A 20,197-nucleotide genomic window follows, 5' to 3' on the forward strand; every position below is an offset into this window, starting at 1 on the left:
GTCGCCGTGGAGAGCGGTTTGGACGTCGCGTGCTACGGCGAGATTCTGTGGGACTTCTACGAGGCGGTGCCGAAGGACAAGGAGGCGATCAGCCGGACCTTCAAGCGTGAGATCGGGGGCGCGACCGCGAACGTCGCCGTCACGCTCGCGCGGCTCGGCCTCAAGGCGGGCGTCGTCGGCGGCATCGGCGACGAGAAGCTCGGGCAGTCGCTCGCGGCGCAGCTCGCGGAGGAGGGCGTCGACGTCTCGAGCCTGATCACGGTGAAGGCGCCGACCGGCATCGCGTTCATCACCCACAACGCGACCGGCGACGCGAGCTACATCCCGTACCGCAACGGGAGCGCGGAGCTGAAGGTCGCGCCGGCGGACATCACGCCGGCGATGGGCAAGGCCCGCTACGCGGTGGTGTCGACGACGAGCATGATGCCGAGCCTCCGCGCGGCGACGGAGGCGTTCCTCGCGGCGGCCGAGAAGGCGAAGGCGGTCATCGTCGTCGACCTCAACGTGCGCGCGCACCTCTGGGGCGATCCCGACGAGATGCAGAAGGGCGTGAAGGAGCTCGTCGCGCGCGGCGCGTTGATCAAGGCGTCGGAGCGCGACCTGAACCAGCTCGCCGGCAAGCGCGGGCTCACGTGGCTCGACGAGAACGCGAAGCACGCGACGTGGATCCTGACCCGCGGCGAGAACGGCGCCGCGTGCGTCGGCGCGCACGGCCAGGTGAACGCGCCGACGAAGCGCGTGCGCTGCCTCGATCGCTCCGGCGCCGGCGACGCGTTCGTCGGCGGCGTCCTCGCCGTCCTCGCGAAGTCGGACGCGACGCCCGACTCCGCGGTCTGGAAGGACGGCAAGCTCTGGACGAAGGCGATGGAGATCGGCCACGTCCTCGGCGCGAAGTCGGTCGCGAAGATCGGCGCGACGACGGGCCTGACCGCGCTCGACGACGTGAAGGCGCGCCTCGACGCGGCGGCGGCGGCGGAGAGCGGGGCGCCGAAGAAGAAGGCCGCTTCGAAGAAGGGCTGAGCGATGGACCCGCGCGCGACAGAGTGCAAGGCGGTGCGCTCGCCGCGCGGGGCGAAGGTGACCGAGATCGACTGGGGCGACGGCCACAAGGGCGTCTACCCGCACGAGGTGCTGCGCGGCTATTGTCCGTGCGCGGGGTGTCAGGGCCACACCGGGACGATCGCGTTCGTGCAGCCGAGCGGCGATCTCCAGACGGAGCTCGATCAGATCGACCCGGTCGGCAACTACGCCCTCCGCCTCGTCTGGTTCGACGGCCACGGCAGCGGCCTCTACTCCTACAAGTATTTGCGTGCGCTCTGCCAATGCGACGAGTGCCGTCCAGGCTCGCTCAAGGAAGAGCGAGACGAGATGCCTCGTTTGTAAGCGATGCCGACCTCCGCCGACGGCGAGCGCGAGCGCGCGAAGATCGTGGAGCGTGCGGGGGTGGTGGGTGCGGGGACGCTGTTGTCGCGCGTGCTCGGGTACGGGCGCGACGCCGTCATCGCGGCGCTCTTCAACACGCGGGAAACGGACACGTTCTGGGCCGCGCTGACGATCCCGAACGCGCTCCGGCAGCTCCTCGCCGAGGGCGCGGTCTCGAGCGCGGTCGTGCCGGTGCTCTCGAAGCGCCTCGCGGAGGAGGGCGACGACGCGGGGCGCGCCTTCTTCGCGCGGGCGCGCGGCGTGTCGCTCCTCGTGCTCGTCGTCGTGTCGGTGCTCGGCGTCGTGTTCGCGCGCCAGCTCGCGTGGCTGTTCGCCGGCGGCTTCGCGGCGGACCCCGCGAAGCTGGAGCTCACGGTGAACCTCACGCGCGTGATGTTCCCGTACATCTTCTTCATGGGGAGCGCCGCGCTCGGGATGGCGGCGCTGAACGCGAAGAAGCGCTTCGCGGTCGCGGCGTTCGCGCCGGCGCTCTTCAGCGTCGGGATCGTGGGCGCGGTCTTCCTCCTTCGCGGCCGCCTCGCGGAGCCGGCGATGGCGCTCGCGATCGGCGTGATGGCCGGCGGCGTGCTGCAGGTCGTCGCGCAGCTCCCGGCCCTCCGGCGGATCGGCTTCGTGCAGCGGCCGCGCCTCGACTTCGCCGATCCGCACGTCCGCGCGATGCTGAAGCGGATCCTCCCGATGACGTTCGGGCTCGGCGTCTACTACGTCGACCTCGTGCTCTCGCGCCGCTTCCTCTCCGAGCTCGGCGACGGGGCGCAGAGCTACTTCTCGTGGGCGTCGCGCCTCTGCGACCTGCCGCAAGGCATCTTCGTCATGGCGATCTCGAGCGCGAGCCTGCCGTCGCTCGCGACGTTCGCGGCGAAGGGCGAGCACGAGGAGCTCGTGAAGACGTGGGCGCAAGGGATGCGCCTCACGCTCTTCGTCGCGATCCCGTGCAGCGTCGCGCTCGTCGTCCTCGGCGAGCCGATCGTGATCCTGCTCTACGAGCGCGGCGTCTTCGACGCGCGTTCGTCGGCCGAGACCGCGCGCGCCCTCGCCTGGCAGGGCGGCGCGATCTTCACCGTCGCCGCGACGCGCCAGCTCGTCCCCGCGTTCCACGCCCTCGGCGACACGCGGACGCCGGTCATCGTGAGCGCGCTCGACCTCGTCGCGTTCGTCGCGCTCGCGTACTGGCTGAAGGGCTCGCAGGGCCACGTCGGCATCAGCATCGCGATCGCGGGCTCGAGCGCGGTGCAGATGGTGCTCCTCGCGTGGGGCCTGCGCCTGCGGCTGGGGACCCTCCGCGGCGGCGAGATCTTCGCCTCCGCCGCGCGCGTGCTCGGCGCCTCGATCCTCGCCGCCGCCGCCGCGGGCGCGCTCGCTCATCTCCTGAAGGGCACGCTCTGGCGCGGCCTGCCCGGCCTCGCGTCCTCGCTCGCCTTCGTCGCCGTCTTCGCCCTCGCGGCGTGGGCCCTCGGCGCGAAGGAGCTCACCGCCGTCGCCGCGCCGATCCGGCGTCGGCTCGCGCGCCGCCGGCGCTGAGCGCGCTCACGTCACGGCGTCGGAAAGATCTCGGCGACGTCCGTAGCGGTGAGCGCGCGCGTCAACCAGCGCTCGAGCACGACCGGATCCTTCTCGTGGGCGATGCGGTCGCGGCCCTCGAGCTTGCCCTTGTTGAGGGCATGAGCGAGGTCGATGTTGTGGAGCTTCAAGGCGTCTTCGCGCTCGCGCGCGAGGCGTGCGGCTTCCGGATCTCGAGAGAGCTCGTCGAGGGCAGCGTGTGCAGCGCTCATGGTCGGATCCTCCTCTGCCAAAGCATCCAACTCGCTGTCGGACTTCGCAAGGAGAGAGAAAGCGGCCCCAGCGGCGGAGCGCGTCGTCGTCGGGAGACGCTTCGCCGTGCGAGCCATCCTCGAGTGTGTCGATGAACGCGAGCTGAAGCACGTGGATCGCGAGCTGCTTGGAGAAGAGCCGCTTCATCGGGTGGGAGATCGGCGGCGGAGGAGCGTGAGGAGCATCAGGACGAGGGCGGCGGAGCCCGCGCCCGCCGTCCCGTTCGTCGTCGAGCAGCCGTCGTTCGTGGCCGTGCCCGCGACGCGGCGGACGTGCGGATCGGACTCGTTGGTGTGGTCGAAGCAGACCGGCGCGGAGCGCGGTGAGAAGTTGCCGCCCGCGTCCACGGTCTCGACCGCCACGCAACGCCGGCCGGCGGTGAAGAGGCCGCGGGCGAGGGGACGTTCGCGGCCGTCGGCGCGGCCGAGGTTCACCGAGAGCGTCACCGAGTCGGCGGGCGCGTCGTAGACCTCGAGCAGGTGCTCGATGCGCGCGGTCGTCCGCGCCTCCTCTTCCGTCGCGCCGACGTAGAGCGCGAGCTGCAAGAGCCGTGCGGGGGTCGCCTCGTCGCGGACGTTGTCGACGCGGAGCGCGAGGCCGTCGACGTCGCAGCGGCCCGGGGCTTCGACGAGGTCGATCGCGACGCCTGCGATGACGGGCGCGGGCGGAGGCTCGAGATCGGGATCACCCTCGACGATGAGGTTCGTGAGGCAGCCGGTCAGCTCCGCCGAGACGAAGCGCGCGCCGAGGGCGCCCTCGCGGACGCGGAGCACGGGCAGGCAGTCGATCGCGCTCTCGCTCGCCGAGCACGCGAAGCGATCGTTGATCTCCGACGCGAAGGTGAGCTGCTCCACACCGTGGAGGCTCCCGGCGGGGCGCAGGCGAAGGATCCCGTTCGGCGGCAGCGCGCTCACGACGTCGCATGGCTCGAGCTGGGACGGACGAAAGCCGTACGTCACCTGGCAGTCGGACGCGGCGGCGGAGCGAGGGAAGGCGAGAGCGGCGGCGAGCGCGAGGCTCGGTGCGAGCTTCATCGTCGTCAGCGTCGCGGGCGAGGTCCCGGCCGGGGGCGCGGCTTGTCATGACGCGGCGGCGGCGCGTCGCCGAACGCGATCGTGACCTCGGCGTCGCCGGGGTTCCACACCGCCTGCCCGGAGCGGCCGTCGATGCTCGTCGCCGTCACCGCGACCGCCGCGCCGCTCTCCTCGGGCGTCAGCTCGATCGCGACGTTCTTCGCCGGCACCTCCATCTCCACCGTGCGTGACGTGAGCGCGAGGCGCGCGACGGGCGCGTTCGCGACGACCTCGAGCTGCGGAGGGAGCGGCTCGCCTTCGCCGAGCTGCGGCGTCGCCGGCGGTGTGTTGGTCGTCGTGCCGCTCGGAGTCGCCGGCGCACGAACGCTGTCGACCGGCGGCACGAACGCGGCGAGCGCGGAGGCCGAGGCCGACGCCGTCGTCTTCGCCTGCTTTTTCTCGCTCGAGCTCGAGCTCGAGCTCGAGCCCGAGCCCGCGAAGGCGATGACGAGCGCGAGCACGAGCATCAACCCCGCGAAGCCGGCCGCGCCCCCGATCACGATCGCGGGCTTCTCGCGGAAGAGCCGCTGCACGCGCTCCTTCGGCGTCTCGATCATGGGCGGCGCGGGCGGCGGGGCCTGCTCCACCCCGGCGGGCGTCGTCGACGCGGGGCTCCATGCATCGAAGCTCGGCGGAGGCCGGCGATCGTCGACGAGCGGCGGCGGGCGCACCGGCGCGCCGAGCATCACCGCCGTCCCGCCGTCGTCCGTCATCGGCATCTCGGGGAGCGAGGGGAGCGGCGCGGTCGCGACCTCCGGTTGGCTCGGCGTGCGCGCGCCCGACCTCCGCGAGCGCGCCTCGGCGATCGCCGCCTTCCGCTCCTCGAGGATCGGGGCGACCATGTGGCGGACGAACTCGGCGACCTCTTCGTTCGAGGCGAGGAGGTCGTACGCGGCGGCGGCGGTCCCGAGCTCGCGCGCGAACGCCTGCGCGGTCGGGGTGCGCGCGTCCACCTCGAAGCCGAGCGCGCGCGCGATCGCGTCGTCGATCTCGGGCGGCACGTTCGGCACGAGCGAGCGAATGCGCGGCGGCGGTCCCTTCACGACGTCGAGCAGCGTGCGCTCGTTCGACGGGAACAGCTTCCGCTGCGCGAAGATCTCCCACGCCATGACGCCGCCGGCCCACACGTCGCACCGGCGATCGAGGTCCTTGCCGCGCGCCTGCTCCGGCGAGGCGTAGCTGACCTTCCCCTTCATCGTGCCGGCCACGGTCACGGAGGCGCGCGAGGCGGCCTTCGCGATGCCGAAGTCCGTCAACCGCGCGATGCCGTCGGTGCCGACGAGGATGTTCTGAGGGGAGAAGTCGCGATGGACGAGGCGGAGGTGCTTGCCGTCCTCGTCACAGTGCTCGTGCGCGGCGTGGAGCCCGGCGAGCGCGTCCACGAGGATGCGAAGCCCGATCCGCGGATGGAGCTCTCGGCCATATTTCTTCGCGAGCTTGAAGAGACCGCCGAGCGAGTCGCCCGGCACGTACTCCATGACGAGGAACACGGCGCCGCCGTCGTGCTCGCCGACGTCGAGCACCGGCACGACGTTCTGGTGACGGAGGTGCGCGACGAGCTTGGCCTCGTCGACGAGGTGCTGCGCGAACTCCGGATCGTCGCGCAGGTGATCGGCGGTGAGCTTCAGCGCGACGTAGCGGTCGAAGCCGCCGTGGCCCTCGGCGCGCGCGAGGAACACCGTCGCCATACCGCCGCGCGCGATCTGGAGGAGGATCTCGTAACGCCCGATTCGCTCGGGCATCGGTGAGCCGAAGGCCACGGATGGAATGTACATGTGCTAAGGCCGTTCTGCGATGGCGGATCCGAAGGCAGACAAACCCAAAGCTTCCGCCGATGTGCGCATCGCCGCCGCGGAGTTCGTGGCCGGCGCGCACGCGCGAAATCAGATTCCGGCGAGCGCCACCTTCGAGGACGCGCCGGAGGTCGCGTTCGCGGGCAAGTCCAACGTCGGCAAGTCGAGCCTCCTCAACATGGTGCTCGCGCGAAAGAGCCTCGCCCGCACGAGCAACACGCCCGGCCGCACGCGGCAGGTGAACTTCTTCGACGTGAAGCTCGCCCAGCCCCCCGTGCCGCGCATCGTCTTCGTCGACCTGCCCGGCTACGGCTACGCGAAGGTCTCCAAGTCCGAGTCCCATGGCTGGAAGGACCTCATCGAGGGCTACCTCGAGCAGCGCCCCACGCTGAAGGCGGTCTACGTCCTCGTCGACGTCCGCCGCGGCGTGGAGGAGGACGACGAGGACCTCCTCGAGTACGCTGCCTCGCTCTCGGGGGCCCCGCGCGTCGCGCTCGTCGTGACGAAGCTCGACAAGCTCGCGCGCTCGGCCCAGAAGCCGGCCCTGGCGAAGCTCGGCGCCGGCAAATCCGTGCAGGTGATCGGGACGAGCGCGGAGACGCGCGACGGACGCGAGGCGTTGTGGAAGAGCATCCTCTCGGCGTGTGGTGTACCCTCGAGAGGATGAGGCCGGCGCTCGTCGCGCTCCTGCTCCTGTCCGTTCCTCCTCTCGCCCTCGCGTGCAAAGGCTCGCAAGCGGCGCAGGAGCAGGGGCCGGTGCAGCCGCATCACACGCTCTCGAACGCAGGTCAGTCGTGGTGTCCGGAGGGCTTCGACTCGGGCCCGAACGACACGTGCTTCGCGATCCCCGAACAGACGACGAAGGACACCGCCGTCGTCGTCTACCTCCACGGCATGTTCCAGGGGCAAGGCGCGCCGGAGGAGTGGGCCGCGATCCGCGCCGCGACGCAGAAGGGCTACGCGGTCTTCGTCCCGCGCGGGAAGCGGGGCCTCTGTCCGTGGAAGGCGGAGTTCAAGGACTACTACTGCTGGCCGCAGGATCCCGACGAGGTCGACGCGATGAAGGCGCTGATCGCGGAGTGGGACAAGGGGCTGTTCCAGGTCGACGCGCTCCTCGAGCCGGGCACGCACAAGCGCTACGTCGTCGCGTATTCGAACGGCGGCTTCTTCGGCAGCTACGTCGCGACGCACGGCCTCTTCCCCGCGCAGGCGTGGGCGATCGTGAACGCGGGCCAGATCGCGCCGCCGCCTCCGGTCGCGCCGCCCGCGCCGGCCCCGGCCGCTGCGTCGAAGTCGAAGGCGGCCGCGCCGCCGCCGGCCTCGTCGTCGAGCCCGATCATCCTCGTCGCGGCGCAAGACGACGCGGAGCAAGCCCCGAAGGTGAAGGAGCTCCACGAGGCGCTGACGAAGTCCTCCTGGCCACACGCGTACTGCCCCCATCCCGGCGGCCCCGCGCTCACCCCCGACGACGTCGACTCCGCGCTGAAGTTCTTCAAACGCGACGCCGACGGCGCCCTGAAGCCAACCGGCACGACGTACTCGTGCGAAGGACCTCCGACTCCGCCGACGAAGAAGTAACGAATGAGCGTGGGGGTGGACGCAACGCAGTGGCTGGGCCGCTCCCTCGGGAAGTACACGCTCGATCGGATCGCGGGCATCGGCGGGATGGCCGTCGTCTACGCGGCGCGCCATCGAAACGGCCATCGCGCGGCGGTGAAGATGCTGCGTCCGGCGCTCTCCGTCTCGGCGGACGTCCGCGCGCGGTTCGTGCGCGAGGGCTACGCCGCGAACCGCGTCCCGCACGAAGGTGTCGTGCGCGTTTTCGACGACGACGTGACCGATGACGGCGTCGTCTACCTCGTGATGGAGCTGCTCGAGGGTGAGACGCTCGCGTCGTTCGCGCGCGCGGCGCCGGGCGGGCGGCTCTCGGTCCACGCGGTCGTGGAGGTCGGCTGCCAGCTCCTCGACGTCCTCGCCGCCGCGCACGAGGCGGGGGTGATCCATCGCGACGTCAAGCCGGAGAACGTCTTCGTCCTGCGCGACGGGACGGTGAAGGTGCTCGACTTCGGCGTCGCGCAGATCCGCGATCCGCGGAGCCCGACGGCGACGGCGACGGGGCGCATGCTCGGCACGCCGGCGTTCATGCCGCCCGAGCAGGCGTACGGCCGGCGCAGTCAGATCGACGAGCGCAGCGATCTCTGGTCCGCCGCCGCGACGCTGTTCGCCGTGCTCGCCGGCCGCGTGGTGCATCAGGCGAGCACGGCGGAGGAGACGTTGATCAAGGCAGCGACGGAGGCGGCGCCGCCGATCGCCACGGTCGTCCCCGACGTCCCGCCGGCGATCGCGGCAGTGCTCGACCGCGCGCTCGCGATCGACCGTGACGCGCGCTGGCCCTCGGCCGCCGCGATGCGCGGCGCGCTCGAGGACGCGTACACGCGCACGTACGGGACGCCGATCGGGCGCGTCGTCGAGGGACGCTCCGGCGTGACGGCGGTGCGGCGGTCGCGGCGTCGTCTTCCGGTCGTCGCGGCGATCGTGCTGGCGCTCGGCGCCGCTGGCGTCGCGTCCGCCGCGCGCGGTCGCGATGCGCCGGATACATCTTCGTCCACGATCGAGCCGTCGGCGCCGAGCGTGACGGCCTCACGGGTCGCGGCGGAGATCGACGAGGGCGGTGCGCCGGTGGCGGCGGCGATCCATGAGGTACCGGCGGTCACGCCGAGCGCGTCGTCGGCGGTCGACGAGGGCGCCGCTATCGCGCCGAGCGCGGCGTCGGCGCTCCGATCATCGCGTCGTGCCGACGCCATCGCGGTCGTGCCGCCAGCGGAAGCTACGAGCGTGGAGGCGGATGCGTCGGTCGTGGCCGCGAACGAGAACGAGAACGTCGTGTGCTTCGAGATCGACGAGGAAGGTCGCAAGTGGCCGAAGCGGTGCGTTCCTCGCTGACGTGGCGCGCCGCCCTCGCGGCGCGTACGGGTCCTCCAGCGGTGGTAAGATCTCGACATGGCACACGCGGCCGCTTCTCCGTACGTCAATTTCGACGACTACTTCGAAGCCGAAGCGACGGCCGGCGCGGACGCGCTCAAGCACGAGTGGTGCGACGGAGTCGTGTATGGGATGTCGCGCGGAACGCCGGAGCACGGGCGGCTCGTCTATCGCGCGTCGCTCGTCCTGGGCGCCGCGCTGCCAGCCGAGTGCACGGGATACGCGTCCGACACGATGCTCCACATCGAGGCGGCCCGGCTCTCGACCTACGCCGATCTGAGCATCGTGTGCGGTCCGCTCGAGACGATCACCGTCTACAAGAACGGGAAGTCCCTCGGGCAGGCGATCACGAACCCCGTCGTCGTCGTCGAGGTGCTCTCGAGCGCGACGGAGCGCTACGACCGCGACGGGAAGTTCCAGGCCTACAAGCAGTTGGCGTCGCTCCGAGAGTATGTCCTCATTTCTCAGGACGAGCGACGGATCGAGGTCTTCCGCCGAGAAGACGGATGGAAGGGCGAAGGTGCTGGCGCCGGGAGCATCCGCGTCCACGGCCAGCTCATCGCGATCGACGACGTCTATCGCTGACTCCACGATCGCTGCGCGCCGTGAGCCTGCCCCAGCTCTACGCGGACTCGCCGCATCGCTCGCGGTGGCGATCTCGGGTACTGCTACCCTTGGCGCGTGTTGTGTGAGCTCATTCCGCTGTTCGACGCGCCGTGCTTCGAGATCGACGAGGAAGGTCGCAAGTGGCCGAAGCGGTGCGTTCCTCGCTGACGTGGCGCGCCGCCCTCGCGGCGCTGGCGTGTTGGCTCGCCCCGTCGACGGCGCGCGCCGACACGTGTCTCGATGCCGGCGAGCGCGCTCGCGTCGCGCTCGCGGAGCGCCGGCTCCTCGCGGCGCGCAGCGAGCTCCGAGCGTGCGCGGCGCCGGAGTGCGACGAGGCGATCCGCGCGCTCTGCGACGATCGTCTGCGCGAGGTGAACGAGCGCCTTCCGAGCGTCGTGTTCCATTTGAAGGAGCCGTCGGGAGCCGACATCTCCACGGCGACGTTGAGCGTCGACGGCACGCCGCTCGACGTCGCGATCGGCGCCGAGATCGTCCTCGATCCTGGCCCACATCACTTCACGATCGACGCCGGCGGCGCGCGTGAAGAGCGCACGCTCGTGCTCCTCGAGCGCGAGAAGGGGCGCCGCGAGACGGTGGTCATCGGCGCGCCGCGTCCAGTCGCACGCGCCGTGGACACGCGCCCGCCGTCGAGCGCGTGGCGGACGGCGGGCTTCCTCGTGCTCGGCGCCGGGGCGGTCGGCCTCGGCATCGGGACGGCCTTCGGCATCGACGCGATCGTGAAGGAGCGGAGCGCGGGCTGCGACGCGAGCAACGTCTGCGACGATCCGAGCTACCGCCGCGACGCGCGCGCCGCCGCGCGCGTGTCGACGATCGCGCTCGCCGCCGGCGCGGGCCTCGCGATCGCGGGCGGACTCCTCGTCTTCCTCTCGCCGCGGTTCGCCGTGGGCGCCACTGTGTCGGGCGCGACGTTCGCGGGGCGATGGTGATCCGCGCGCTCGCCCTCGCCGCTGCATTCACGCTCGCGTCGCTCGGATGCGCGACCGTGCTCGGCGGTCTCGACGACGGCGCGCCCCGCGACGCAGGCGCCGAGATCGAGGTCGAAGCCGGGACGGATGCCACACCCGCACCGGCGCCTGCGCCCACATGCGCGTGGCTCGGCGGCTTCGCGCATCGTGTCCCGCTGCGCGTCGAGCACACGGGTCCGCGGGTCGCGGGCTATCAGGTCGCGCTGGCGCTCCCGGCGTCGCTCGCGGCGAAGCCCGACGGCGCGGACCTGCGACCGACCCTCGCCGACGGCGTCACGCGCGTCCCGTACTGGATCGAGCCGGACGGCGCCGGCGCGGCGAAGAAGCTCTGGATGCGCGTCGACCTCGAGGAGCGGCCGATCGATCTGTGGCTCTACTACGGCGCGCCCTCCGCGGAGAGCGAGGCATCGCGCGACGCTACGTTCGTCCGTGGCGCGATCGAGAACCCGACCTTCGACGGCCCGCGCGGCTGGACGACGTTCGATTCGCACGAGTCCACGACGAGCACCGATCAGCGCTCCGTCACGATCGCGGACGGGAAGGCGTCGTTCTGGATGGCGCGTCAGCCCGATCCGAACGGCGCCACGATCGGCGCGTGCCAGCGTGCGAGCTTCGCAAGCGGATCGCGGTATCGGTTCCTCTTTGATTTGACGCTGACGGTCACCGAGCACGCGGGAGTCACCATCTTCTCGGGCGAGCTCGAGCCATCCAGCGTCGTGTGGTGGTTGCCCGGCACGAACCTCCATGCGCCGGCGCGGGTCGCGCATCTCCAGTCCGGTCCCTTCGACGAAGGAGTGAGGACCGTCTGTCTCGTCGCGAGCACCGTTGGCGGCGCGCACGGGACGGCCATCGGCGCGGAGCTCTCGAACCTCCGCGTTCGGCGCTGGCTCGACGGGGACCGTATCGCGACGATCGTGGGACCAGCGGAGGCCTCGTGCGAGCGATGATCGTGCTGCGGCGCGCGACGTTCGTCGTGGTGGCCGTCGCGAGCGTCACGGCGTGCGCCGATCTCCTCGGTGGTCTCGAGGAAGGTCGTCCACGCCCCTCCGAGCGCATCGGTGTGGACGCCTCACCGGTGGCGCCGGAGGCCGGGAGCGACGCGAGCGACGCCGGCGCTTGCGACGCTCGCCCGTGGCTCGACGGCTTCGCGCACCGCGTCTTCGTCGACGTCGCCATGCACGCAGCGATCACGGAGTACACCTTCGCTTTGCGGCTCGACACGAGGTCCCTCGTCGCGGCGGGGAGGCTCCGCGAGGACGGTCGCGACCTCCGCGCGACCGCTGCGGACGGGACGACGGTGCTGCCGCTCCGCCTCGGCTCGCCGATCGGCGACGCGACGAAGATCTGGGTGAAGACGGATCTCGCGGAGGGCGTGAACCGGATCTTCCTCTATTACGGCGACCCTGATGCAGGGCCCTCGCGCGACGACGTGTTCTTCGACGGCATCGTCGCGAACCCGCGCTTCGATCCGGACGCGGGCGGGTGGAGCGATCGCTATGGCGCCGGTGAGCTGGCCCTCCGCGACGGCGAGGCGATCGTCGTGTACGAGCGCGCCGGGTCCGAGCCCGAGTTCTTGCCGCGCGCCGGGTGGTGTCAGAGCTTCGTCTTCCCGTTCGGTCGCGCCTGGTCGATCGTCTTCGACGTGCGGCCGATCGTGGTCGGGACAGCGACGGTCGAGGCGTGGCTGCAGGACGGCCCGCGTCTCTGGGAGACCTCGAGTATCCAGCCCATCGACGACGCGACATCGCGCACCATCCAGCCGGGCGCGAGGGTTGTGTGCCTCGGCGTATGGCTGCCGAGCCCGGACGTTCCGGTGCGAGTCGGGGCGGCCTTCTCCAACGTCCGCGCGAACCCCTTCGCGTACAGTCCACCGCAGCTCTCCGAGCCGAGCCTCGAGGAGTCCCCGTGTCCTTGACCGAGACCGATCGTCGAACATACACAAAACTAAAATTTTGCTTACGTTTTGTGTGTATTCGCAGGTCACACAGTCCGCCCCGACGAGGAGCTCGTCGCCGCCTGGCTGTGGTCCGAGATGGCTGCAGACTGGCGCCGGCGCCGGTTTCGCGTGCCGCCCGACATCGTCCTCCACCACTCCGACGTGCCGCGTGAAGTCGCTCGTGGTTCGGCGCCGTGCCGACGACCAACCCGCGGCGCTCGCTGAGCGACTGCGCGAAGGACGGGCTCTCCCCGGAGCTTCTTCGACAAGCAGCACAGCAAGCGCTTCGCCGTGGGCTCGTCACGAGGACCGAGCTCGGCGACGTCGAAGTTGCTCTCGCGCCCTTCGGAGGACTTGCAGCTTGCCGAGACGTTCGCGGCGGACTTGGCATCCCGCAGCACGGACGCCACGCTCAGCATGGTGCTCGACGTTCCGCCGAAGACACGTGAACAGACGTCCCTGCTTGCTGGAGCCATACTCGCGCACGCCAGGCCTGCCGGACGTGCGTGGCTGCGTCCGAAAACAGCTCGCGTGGGACAACCAACGGAGGCGCAAAGCCGAGCGGGAGAACGAAGCGCTCCCCGAGTTTCCGTACCTCTGGCTCCTGAGCACCGGCGATCCGAAGACGGTAACGGAGAGCTACGAGCTCGAGCCATCGCGGGAGGGATGGCCGAAGGGTTTTCGCTTCGACGCGCCTGGACACGCGATAGGCGTCGTGGTCCTGTCGGAGCTCGCGCGCGTACCAGAGACGCTGCTCCTTCGTCTGCTCGGACGAGACGCGGTGCTCCAAGACGCGATCGCCGATGCGCGCACTCTCGAGTCCGGAGAGCTGCGCCGCATGATTCTGGAGCTGCTCGTGCGGCGCCGGATGGTGATGCCAGAATCGGAAGACAGCGAGGATCGGAAAGAAGCCGCCATGCTCGAGCAGGAGTTTCAGCAGTTCAAGAAGGCGATGCGCGACGAGGGGAAGGCGGAAGGGAAGGCCGAGGCGATCCTCCGCGTCTTCGATGCGCGCGAGCTCCAGATCACCAACACCGAGCGGGCGCGCATCCTCGCCTGCACGGATCTCGCTCAGCTCGACCGCTGGCTCGAGCGAGCCGTCTCCGCAACCCTCCGTTCGCGACGTGCTCGCCGACTGATCATCGCGTTCGCACGCTCAAAGCCGTGCGAGCGCGGCGAGGAGGGCGCTCCGACTGTCGAAGCCCGACTTCTGGAAGATCGCGGTGAGGTGCGTCTCGACCGTGCGTTCGGCGCAGCCGAGCCGTAGGGCGATCGTCTTGTTCGTGAACCCTTCGAGCAGCATCGTGAGCACGTCGCTCTGTCGCGGCGTGAGCTCCCAGAGCGACGTCGCGTACGCCGCTGTGGCGGCAGCAGAGGAGCGGCGGGGGAAGACGACGAGAAAATAGGTCGGCCCCGTCTCGCCGCGAAGGGGCGTGACGAGCGCCGTGCGCGCCGGATCGGATCCGTCCTTCGCGGCGGCCGCGAGCGATCGGCGAAGGCGGTCGCCATCGCCATCGTCGTCGCCGTTGCTCGCGAGCTTTCGCGCGCCGCTCGCGTTCGCGTGGAGCGGCGTGCCGCGCGCGGACACGATGAACGCCGGACCGTCGAGCGCGTCGAGGGCGGCGGCGAGCGCGACGCGGGCCAGCTTTCCCTTGCCGAGGAGACGCGCGAGCGTCAGCGCCGACGGCGTCGTCGTCTCGACCGTCATCCGGGACGCATCTCCATGAGCGCAGCGCGCATCGCGGCGGCGCTCGGCCAGCGCAACTCGCGATCGAACGAGAGCGCGACGTCGACGACGTGCGCGAGGTCCTCGTCGAGGTCGGGCGCGAAGCGGCGGACCGCGGGAGCCGGCGTGGTGGCGGTGACGATCATGCGCTCGAGCGGGTTCTTCCCGTCGTGGACGAACCGTCCAGTGAGGAACGCAAAGAGCATCGCGCCGACGGCGTACACGTCCGCGCGGGCGTCGGCGTCGCGCGCCCGCCCGCGCGCGAGCTCCGGCGCGACGAACTCGGCAGCGCCGAGGGCATCGCCGGTCGGCGTCGCGCGCGGCTGATCGAGGAGGCGCGCGATCCCGAAGTCGAGGACCTTCAGCCGGCGGTCCGGACCGACGACGAAGACGTTGTCCGGCTTGAGATCGCGGTGCACGACGTTCGCGCGCGCCGCCGCCACGAGCACGTCGAGGAGCTCCGCGCCGATCGCGACCGCGCGCGCCCGCCCGAGCCGATGGCCTGCCGCGCGCCATTCGTCCGCGAGCGTGCTCCCTTCGAGGAGCTCCATCACGAGGAACGTCGTCTCCTCGTCCTCGTCGTCGTCGAGGATCCGGACGACACCGGCGTGCTCGATCCGATTCGCGATGTACCCTTCGCGGAGGAAGCGAGATCGCGCATCGCTCGCGGTGGCGATCTCGGGGTGCAGCACCTTCACCGCGACGCGCATCCCGTTCCGGTGCGTCGCTTCGTAGACGGCGCCGCACGATCCGACGCCGAGCACACGATCGAGGCGATATTTCTGGCGCAGGCTCGTTCCGACTCGTGCGTCGACGCGTTCCTGCACGGAGCGATCGACGCTGACCTCCGACCTCACCCCTGCCATGAACGGTCGAGGCTAAAGGACCGGTCGACGCTCCTCAAGCGAAGGCGTCTCCACAGACGACTGTGTCCGACGCGGAAGGGAAGTTCTTCTTCTTCGTGCCGCTCGGCTCGACGGTGGTGACGAAGGCGACGCCGCCGCCCGACGCGGGGGCGCTCCCGATGATCCGCGGCATCGTCGCCCGGTCGCCGAGCCGTCCTCGCGTCTTGCACCCCGTGCGGGCGTGACCTTCTGAATCGAGGAGCTTCGACATGAGTCTCACCAGCTACGTCGTCGCGACCGCATGCGGTGACGATGATGTCCCTCGGCCCGACGACGGGGAGCTCCGTGCGCGGAGATCGTGCGGTCGGCCACCTGCCTTTCCGGAACCACGCCCATCGTCGTCTACGATCAGCAGATCGAGTGCCGAGCTGGCGCGAACTGCGAGAGCAAGGACGGTTGCGACTTCCGGTGCGCGCCTCAGTGCGGGGTCGAAGGCTCCCACCGCTGCGATGGACGCCGCACCATTGTGGAAAGCCACAATGGCTCGACCGGCGAGGTCTTCATCCGGCCGTTCGCGTTCCAGGGACTCGCGCGTGGGCCGGGCGGCACCGTCGTCCGAGCCAAACAGTGTCACTACGGCGCAGCTTAGATGTCGTGCTAGCGCCGACCATCGTGGAGATCCACGTGCTGCTCTGGCGTTCATCGTGGGAATTCACGGAGGCGGAGCGGCCCCCGGACCCACGAGGCGCGAGCGCCTTGGCGCTCCCACCGACGAAGGTACGACGGGAAGCGACTCGTGGCGCCGCTCGAGCGCGCAGTGGGATCAGGTCAGAAGCAGTCCGTCGCCGTTCCGCACTCGAAGTCGTACCAGGTCACGACGTTGGGCTGGAGCGGGACGGCGGGCGCGTCGCACGGGGTGCAGGGGCCGGCGTCGGCGGGGAGGTGAGGCGTGAAGCTCGCGTTTCCCGGAGGCACGTTGCCGTAGAGCTGCGTGCTGCCGCCGCCGCCGGCGACGGTCGAGAGCGTGACGTGCGGGGTGTCGTTCTCGTCGAAGGCGACGCCGAAGTCTGGCTCGAGGACGGTCTCGCCGTCCTTCATCGTCGCGCTGTAGCCGCCCACCGGCGCGTTGCGGAAGTCGACCTCCACGATCGCCTTCGTCGGGTCGACGGTCAGGCCGAGCACGCTCGCTGCCTCGACCTCGTCCAAGCCGAGCAGGTAGTAGACGCGAGGACGGCTCGGCGACCGGGCGACGATGCCGCGGATCATCGGGAGCGCCCCCGCGTCGGGCGGCGGCGTCACCTTCGTCACCACCGTCGAGCCGAGCGGCACGAAGAAGAAGAAGTTCCCCTCCGCGTCGGACACCGTCGTCTGTGGAGACGGCGAGAGGACGCTCACCTCGGCGCCCTCGAGGCGACCGTGGAAGTCGACCGCGCCGGAGACGCGCACGAGGACCGGCAAGTCGGCGTCGGCGTCGGCGTCCGCTCCCGCGTCGCTCGGCCCGGCGTCGCCGGCGTCCTCATCCTCGACAAGAACGTCGGACGGCGCATCGACGCTCGTCGCGCCGTCCGACGTCGATGGCGTCTGCTGATCCGCGGCTCCAGCCTCCGCCGCCGGAACGTCGGGCGGCGACGCGTCATCATCCGAGCACGCCGCGAGCCATCCGCTCGCCATGAGAGATGCCACGCCCAGCGCCGCGCCTACCCGCCCTCGCCCCATGGGCGACCATCTATCGCGCGCGGACAAACGAGATCAAGATCCAATTCACGACACGGCCTCGCGAGAGCGCCTTCGCTAGAGGAGCGTCGACCGGTCCTTTGGCCTCGACCGTTGATGGCAGGGGTGAGGTCGGAGGTCAGTGTCGATCGCTCCGTGCAGGAACGCGTCGACGCACGGGTCGGGACGAGCCTGCGCCAGAAATATCGCCTCGACCGTGTGCTCAGCGTCGGATCGTGCGGCGCCGTCTACGAAGCGACGCACCGGAACGGGATGCGCGTCGCGGTGAAGGTGCTGCACCCCGAGATCGCCACAGCGAGCGACGCGCGATCTCCCTTCCTCCGCGAAGGGTACATCGCCAATCGGATCGACCACGCCGGCGTTGTCCGGATCCTCGACGACGAGACGACGACGCCATCGGCGCTGACGCTCGCGCGTCTCCTCGGCAACGGAAAGCTGGCGCTCGAAGCGCTCGACGCCGCGCTCGACGGACCGGCGTTCATCGTGTCCGCGGGCGGCACGCCGCGCCGCGCGAACGCGCGCGGCGCGAAGAAGCTCGCGGGCGACGGCGACCACTCATGCGTCGCTTCCCTTTCGGGAGGTCGCCCAGCTCGACAAGCTCAAAGGCGCCGCCGAGTAGCGCGGGGAGGCTCATCAGTCGAGCAGCTCGACGGAGGTCAGATCGCCGTTGCCGGGACTGCCCCAGCCGACGAAGAGGCTGCCGGACGGGAGCTCGGCGGCGAAGCCCGGGAAGCGTGCGGTCTGCACTTCTCCGACGCGCGAGAGCGCTTGGGTCGTGGGGTCGTAGACGATGACGTCGTTCGTCGCGGTGCCGTCGTAGCCGCCGACGATCGCGACGCGACCGCAGCGGAGCGGCACGAGTCCCGCGCTGGCGCGCGCCGCGGGGAGCTCTGCCGTGCGCGTCCAGGTGTCGCCGCTCGGCTCGAACACGTCCACGGCATCGACGTAGGCGCCGGAGGTGCTGCCGCCGACGATGATCGCGCGTCCGTCATCGAGCGCGGCGAGCGCCGCGTTCCAGCGTGGGCTCATGAGCGGCGACGCCGCCGTGAACTGCTGCGTCTTCGGATCGAAGAGCTCGACGTCTGCGAGCGCACCGGCCGACGTCAACTGCCACCACGCGCTTCCGGCGTAGCCGCCCGCGATGAGGACGCGTCCGTCCGCGAGACGGACCGCGGTGGCTCCCATCCGCGCGACCTTCATCGGCCCCACTGCGGTGAACTGCCCTGTCGCCGGATCGAAGAGCTCCGCCGCGTTCGTCGCGACGCTCTGGTGGAGCCCGCCCGCGATCAGCACGCGGCCGTCGGCGAGGAGCGTGGCCGTGTGCATCCGATGCGGCGCGCTCATCGGCTGCGTGAGCGTGCTCGTCTTGGTGGCGGGATCGTACAGCTCGGCGGATGTCGTCGCGTCCAGCGGCGAGACGTTGCCGCCGGCGACGAGGACCTTGCCGTTCGGCAGCAGCGTCACGGTATGGTCGCCGCCGCGATTCGCAGCGAGGCTCCCCGCGTCTGCCCAGGTCTCGCTCTCGACATCGAAGGCGTGCACCGCGCTACCGCCAACGGCGAGAACGCGATCGGAGAGCACCACGCCGAGGTACGGACCGCCGGTCGGGACCGCCGGCGCGCCCCGCGCGGTGAACGAAGCCTTGCAGACGAGCGGTGCCGCTCCATCGCCGGCGTCTGCGTCTGCATCGGCGCCGACGCCTGCGTCGACGAGACCACTGCTCGGTCCGGGACCAGCATCGCCGGTGTTCTGCACGGTGTTGATGGTGCAAGCTCCGAGCGCGACGACGATGGCCAGTAGATGCGCGGTCCTCATGACGGCCATCGTTCCTCACGTCGGCGCCCCGCGGTATCGTGGAGATCCACGGTGTAGCGATGTAGATAATGTGTCGCGTCTCGTGGTTTCCCACGGTGGCGTGTAGATGGACACACCGAAGCGGCGCCGCCCGCGCCACGCGCGCGTGAGAGGCACTGCGGGCAAATGGCGGGCCGCAATTTGACAGGTGGTGACTCGACAAGTGGTGACTTGACGGGGTGTAGACCTCATCGTGACCGGGTTTTGCGTGCAGTACGGGGCGGGCTCTTCGGTTTGAGGGCAATGACGTTGGCGAGCACGGTGATTCCGGCGTGAAATTCGGCTGCGAGGAGAGCCCTAGCCTCGTCGAAACGATCGCTCGGGTCCCAGCCACCGGGAGTCAGGATGGCCTGTGCGCCGGTGGCGCTCCAGCGCAGTCCGCTTTGCTTAAGACGCTGCGTCACGACCGTTTGCATGCGGCCTCGACGACGCCAGAGCCAATCATGAATCCCTGCGACTTCAGTGCTGCGTAGTTCATTCGCGTTCGGTTCTTGCGGAAGTACTTCACCTCGCGCGCCACGATCTCCTTCCTCGGATGCTTGGTCGCAAGGTGCTTGAGGGCGCGAATGATCTTATCGACGCCGTCGTCCTCGTCGCGGAGCACCTCGTGGTTTTCCACGATGAACGCTCGAACAGTACGTGGATCTCCACGATAGTCAGCGCGAGCGACGTGTCTACGCTGCGGCGTAATGGCCTTGTTCAGCTCTGACGATGATGCGGCTCGGGCGAGGGAGTTGATCGACGAGCTACGCAGCGCCACCGAGAACCTGCGGCATGCCGAGTCCGCTCTCGAGACCGCGAAACGAGAAGCCATCGATGCGCTGCACGCCGAGCGACAGCGGCTCGAGGAGGCGCGAGGGGAGCTCGAGCGCACACGCGAGCAGGCGATCCAGTCGGTCGCTGAAGCGCGCACGAAGCTCGAAGCAGCGGAGCGCCAGAGCATCGAGACACTCCGTCACACCTCGCGTGATGCCGTTCATCGCGTCGAGACGCGCGCCGCCGAGAGCATCGAAGCCGGCGGGCGCGTGCTCGACGAGCGTCGCGCCGCCGCGGAGGAAGCGATTGGGCAGGTCCGCGCGCATGCGCTCGGGACGCTGGAGGAGACGGCTGGGAGCATCGTTCATCAATTGCAGGACCGCGGCGAGCAGCTCGCGCACACCTTCCAGACGGCTGCGCAGCACGCAACGGAGCATGCCGTCGCGGCCTTGAGCGAAGCGCGCGACCAGATCGCGCATGGGCTCGAGAACGCCAGTCGAGAGATTCACCGCAATCTCGACGAGCACGGGGGATCGTGGATCGAGCGCGTCCTTCACAGCGCGAACTCGGTGCTGGGAAAGGTCCCCGTCGTCGGCGTGGTGTCGGAGGCGGTCGAGGGCATCGTTCACGAGCTGAACAAGAAGGACTGAG

21 protein-coding genes and 1 pseudogene are annotated in these 20,197 nt (G+C 70.3%); 13 read left to right on the plus strand and 9 right to left on the minus strand.

Annotation, left to right across the window (positions count from 1 at the left end; translation table 11 throughout):
* Positions 1–6 precede the first annotated feature (6 nt).
* From KF837_33840 to murJ, 3 genes are read left to right on the plus strand one after another with little or no spacing between them, the layout of a single operon-like run.
* Positions 7–1,020 carry a hypothetical protein gene (locus KF837_33840; protein MBX3232358.1) on the plus strand — a complete coding sequence of 338 codons (1,014 nt, stop codon included), beginning with the start codon at positions 7–9 and terminating at the stop codon, positions 1,018–1,020.
* A 3-nt stretch (positions 1,021–1,023) separates the two neighbouring features.
* Positions 1,024–1,383 carry a DUF971 domain-containing protein gene (locus KF837_33845; GenBank protein MBX3232359.1) on the plus strand — a complete coding sequence of 120 codons (360 nt, stop codon included), beginning with the start codon at positions 1,024–1,026 and terminating at the stop codon, positions 1,381–1,383.
* A 3-nt stretch (positions 1,384–1,386) separates the two neighbouring features.
* Positions 1,387–2,964, plus strand: coding sequence for a murein biosynthesis integral membrane protein MurJ (gene murJ / locus KF837_33850; GenBank protein ID MBX3232360.1), 1,578 nt, complete (start codon positions 1,387–1,389; stop codon positions 2,962–2,964).
* Positions 2,965–2,975: 11 nt separating this feature from the next.
* Here the strand turns inward: murJ and KF837_33855 are convergent, their stop codons facing one another.
* The 3 genes from KF837_33855 to KF837_33865 form a co-directional block, all read right to left on the minus strand.
* The gene (locus KF837_33855; protein ID MBX3232361.1) at positions 2,976–3,215 is read right to left on the minus strand and encodes a hypothetical protein; all 240 of its coding nucleotides are present in this window, start codon (positions 3,213–3,215) and stop codon (positions 2,976–2,978) included.
* A gap of 183 nt (positions 3,216–3,398) precedes the next feature.
* Positions 3,399–4,289, minus strand: coding sequence for a hypothetical protein (locus KF837_33860; protein MBX3232362.1), 891 nt, complete (start codon positions 4,287–4,289; stop codon positions 3,399–3,401).
* 5 nt (positions 4,290–4,294) lie between these two features.
* On the minus strand, positions 4,295–6,088 hold the full coding sequence (locus KF837_33865; protein MBX3232363.1) for a serine/threonine protein kinase: 1,794 nt from the start codon (positions 6,086–6,088) through the stop codon (positions 4,295–4,297).
* 34 nt (positions 6,089–6,122) lie between these two features.
* Here KF837_33865 and yihA point away from each other — a divergent pair, with 34 nt between their 5' ends.
* The 8 genes from yihA (at position 6,123) to KF837_33905 (ending at position 13,898) form a co-directional block, all read left to right on the plus strand.
* Positions 6,123–6,788 (plus strand): ribosome biogenesis GTP-binding protein YihA/YsxC, encoded by a 666-nt coding sequence (gene yihA / locus KF837_33870; protein MBX3232364.1) that lies wholly within the window; start codon positions 6,123–6,125, stop codon positions 6,786–6,788.
* Positions 6,785–7,699, plus strand: a complete 915-nt coding sequence (locus tag KF837_33875) for a hypothetical protein (GenBank protein MBX3232365.1) — start codon at positions 6,785–6,787, stop codon at positions 7,697–7,699. Before yihA ends, KF837_33875 begins: the two co-directional genes overlap by 4 nt.
* A gap of 9 nt (positions 7,700–7,708) precedes the next feature.
* Positions 7,709–9,064, plus strand: a complete 1,356-nt coding sequence (locus KF837_33880) for a protein kinase (protein ID MBX3232366.1) — start codon at positions 7,709–7,711, stop codon at positions 9,062–9,064.
* A 57-nt stretch (positions 9,065–9,121) separates the two neighbouring features.
* A complete protein-coding gene (locus KF837_33885; GenBank protein ID MBX3232367.1) occupies positions 9,122–9,688 on the plus strand; it encodes a Uma2 family endonuclease in 567 nt (188 codons plus the stop codon).
* 173 nt (positions 9,689–9,861) lie between these two features.
* Positions 9,862–10,656 carry a hypothetical protein gene (locus tag KF837_33890; protein ID MBX3232368.1) on the plus strand — a complete coding sequence of 265 codons (795 nt, stop codon included), beginning with the start codon at positions 9,862–9,864 and terminating at the stop codon, positions 10,654–10,656.
* Positions 10,650–11,642: a DUF2341 domain-containing protein gene (locus KF837_33895; protein MBX3232369.1), complete on the plus strand. Its 993-nt coding sequence runs from the start codon at positions 10,650–10,652 to the stop codon at positions 11,640–11,642. The genes KF837_33890 and KF837_33895 overlap by 7 nt, the downstream gene beginning before the upstream one ends.
* Positions 11,630–12,610 carry a hypothetical protein gene (locus KF837_33900; protein MBX3232370.1) on the plus strand — a complete coding sequence of 327 codons (981 nt, stop codon included), beginning with the start codon at positions 11,630–11,632 and terminating at the stop codon, positions 12,608–12,610. Before KF837_33895 ends, KF837_33900 begins: the two co-directional genes overlap by 13 nt.
* 523 nt (positions 12,611–13,133) lie before the next feature.
* Positions 13,134–13,898 carry a hypothetical protein gene (locus KF837_33905; protein ID MBX3232371.1) on the plus strand — a complete coding sequence of 255 codons (765 nt, stop codon included), beginning with the start codon at positions 13,134–13,136 and terminating at the stop codon, positions 13,896–13,898.
* Here KF837_33905 and KF837_33910 read toward each other — a convergent pair.
* The 3 genes from KF837_33910 to KF837_33920 are packed head-to-tail and all read right to left on the minus strand — an operon-like array spanning position 13,788 to position 15,473.
* Positions 13,788–14,339: a LuxR family transcriptional regulator gene (locus tag KF837_33910; protein ID MBX3232372.1), complete on the minus strand. Its 552-nt coding sequence runs from the start codon at positions 14,337–14,339 to the stop codon at positions 13,788–13,790. The two genes, KF837_33905 and KF837_33910, sit on opposite strands and share 111 nt — an antisense overlap.
* Positions 14,336–15,223 carry a serine/threonine protein kinase gene (locus KF837_33915; GenBank protein MBX3232373.1) on the minus strand — a complete coding sequence of 296 codons (888 nt, stop codon included), beginning with the start codon at positions 15,221–15,223 and terminating at the stop codon, positions 14,336–14,338. The genes KF837_33910 and KF837_33915 overlap by 4 nt, the downstream gene beginning before the upstream one ends.
* Before the next feature lie 34 nt (positions 15,224–15,257).
* On the minus strand, positions 15,258–15,473 hold the full coding sequence (locus KF837_33920; GenBank protein ID MBX3232374.1) for a hypothetical protein: 216 nt from the start codon (positions 15,471–15,473) through the stop codon (positions 15,258–15,260).
* A 41-nt stretch (positions 15,474–15,514) separates the two neighbouring features.
* Here KF837_33920 and KF837_33925 point away from each other — a divergent pair.
* A pseudogene (locus KF837_33925) lies at positions 15,515–17,239 on the plus strand (hypothetical protein).
* A 330-nt stretch (positions 17,240–17,569) separates the two neighbouring features.
* Here the strand turns inward: KF837_33925 and KF837_33930 are convergent.
* From KF837_33930 to KF837_33940, 3 genes are all read right to left on the minus strand, one after another.
* Entirely contained in the window at positions 17,570–18,751 is a 1,182-nt protein-coding gene (locus KF837_33930; protein ID MBX3232375.1) for a hypothetical protein, read from the minus strand.
* 227 nt (positions 18,752–18,978) lie between these two features.
* A complete protein-coding gene (locus KF837_33935; protein ID MBX3232376.1) occupies positions 18,979–19,206 on the minus strand; it encodes a hypothetical protein in 228 nt (75 codons plus the stop codon).
* Positions 19,191–19,409 (minus strand): hypothetical protein, encoded by a 219-nt coding sequence (locus KF837_33940; protein ID MBX3232377.1) that lies wholly within the window; start codon positions 19,407–19,409, stop codon positions 19,191–19,193. Before KF837_33940 ends, KF837_33935 begins: the two co-directional genes overlap by 16 nt.
* Positions 19,410–19,479: 70 nt before the next feature.
* On the opposite strand from KF837_33940, the gene KF837_33945 reads away from it, so the two are divergent.
* A complete protein-coding gene (locus KF837_33945) occupies positions 19,480–20,196 on the plus strand; it encodes a hypothetical protein (protein ID MBX3232378.1) in 717 nt (238 codons plus the stop codon).
* Position 20,197 lies beyond the last annotated feature (1 nt).

Source organism: Labilithrix sp. (assembly GCA_019637155.1).
Taxonomy (GTDB): domain Bacteria; phylum Myxococcota_A; class Polyangia; order Polyangiales; family Polyangiaceae; genus Labilithrix.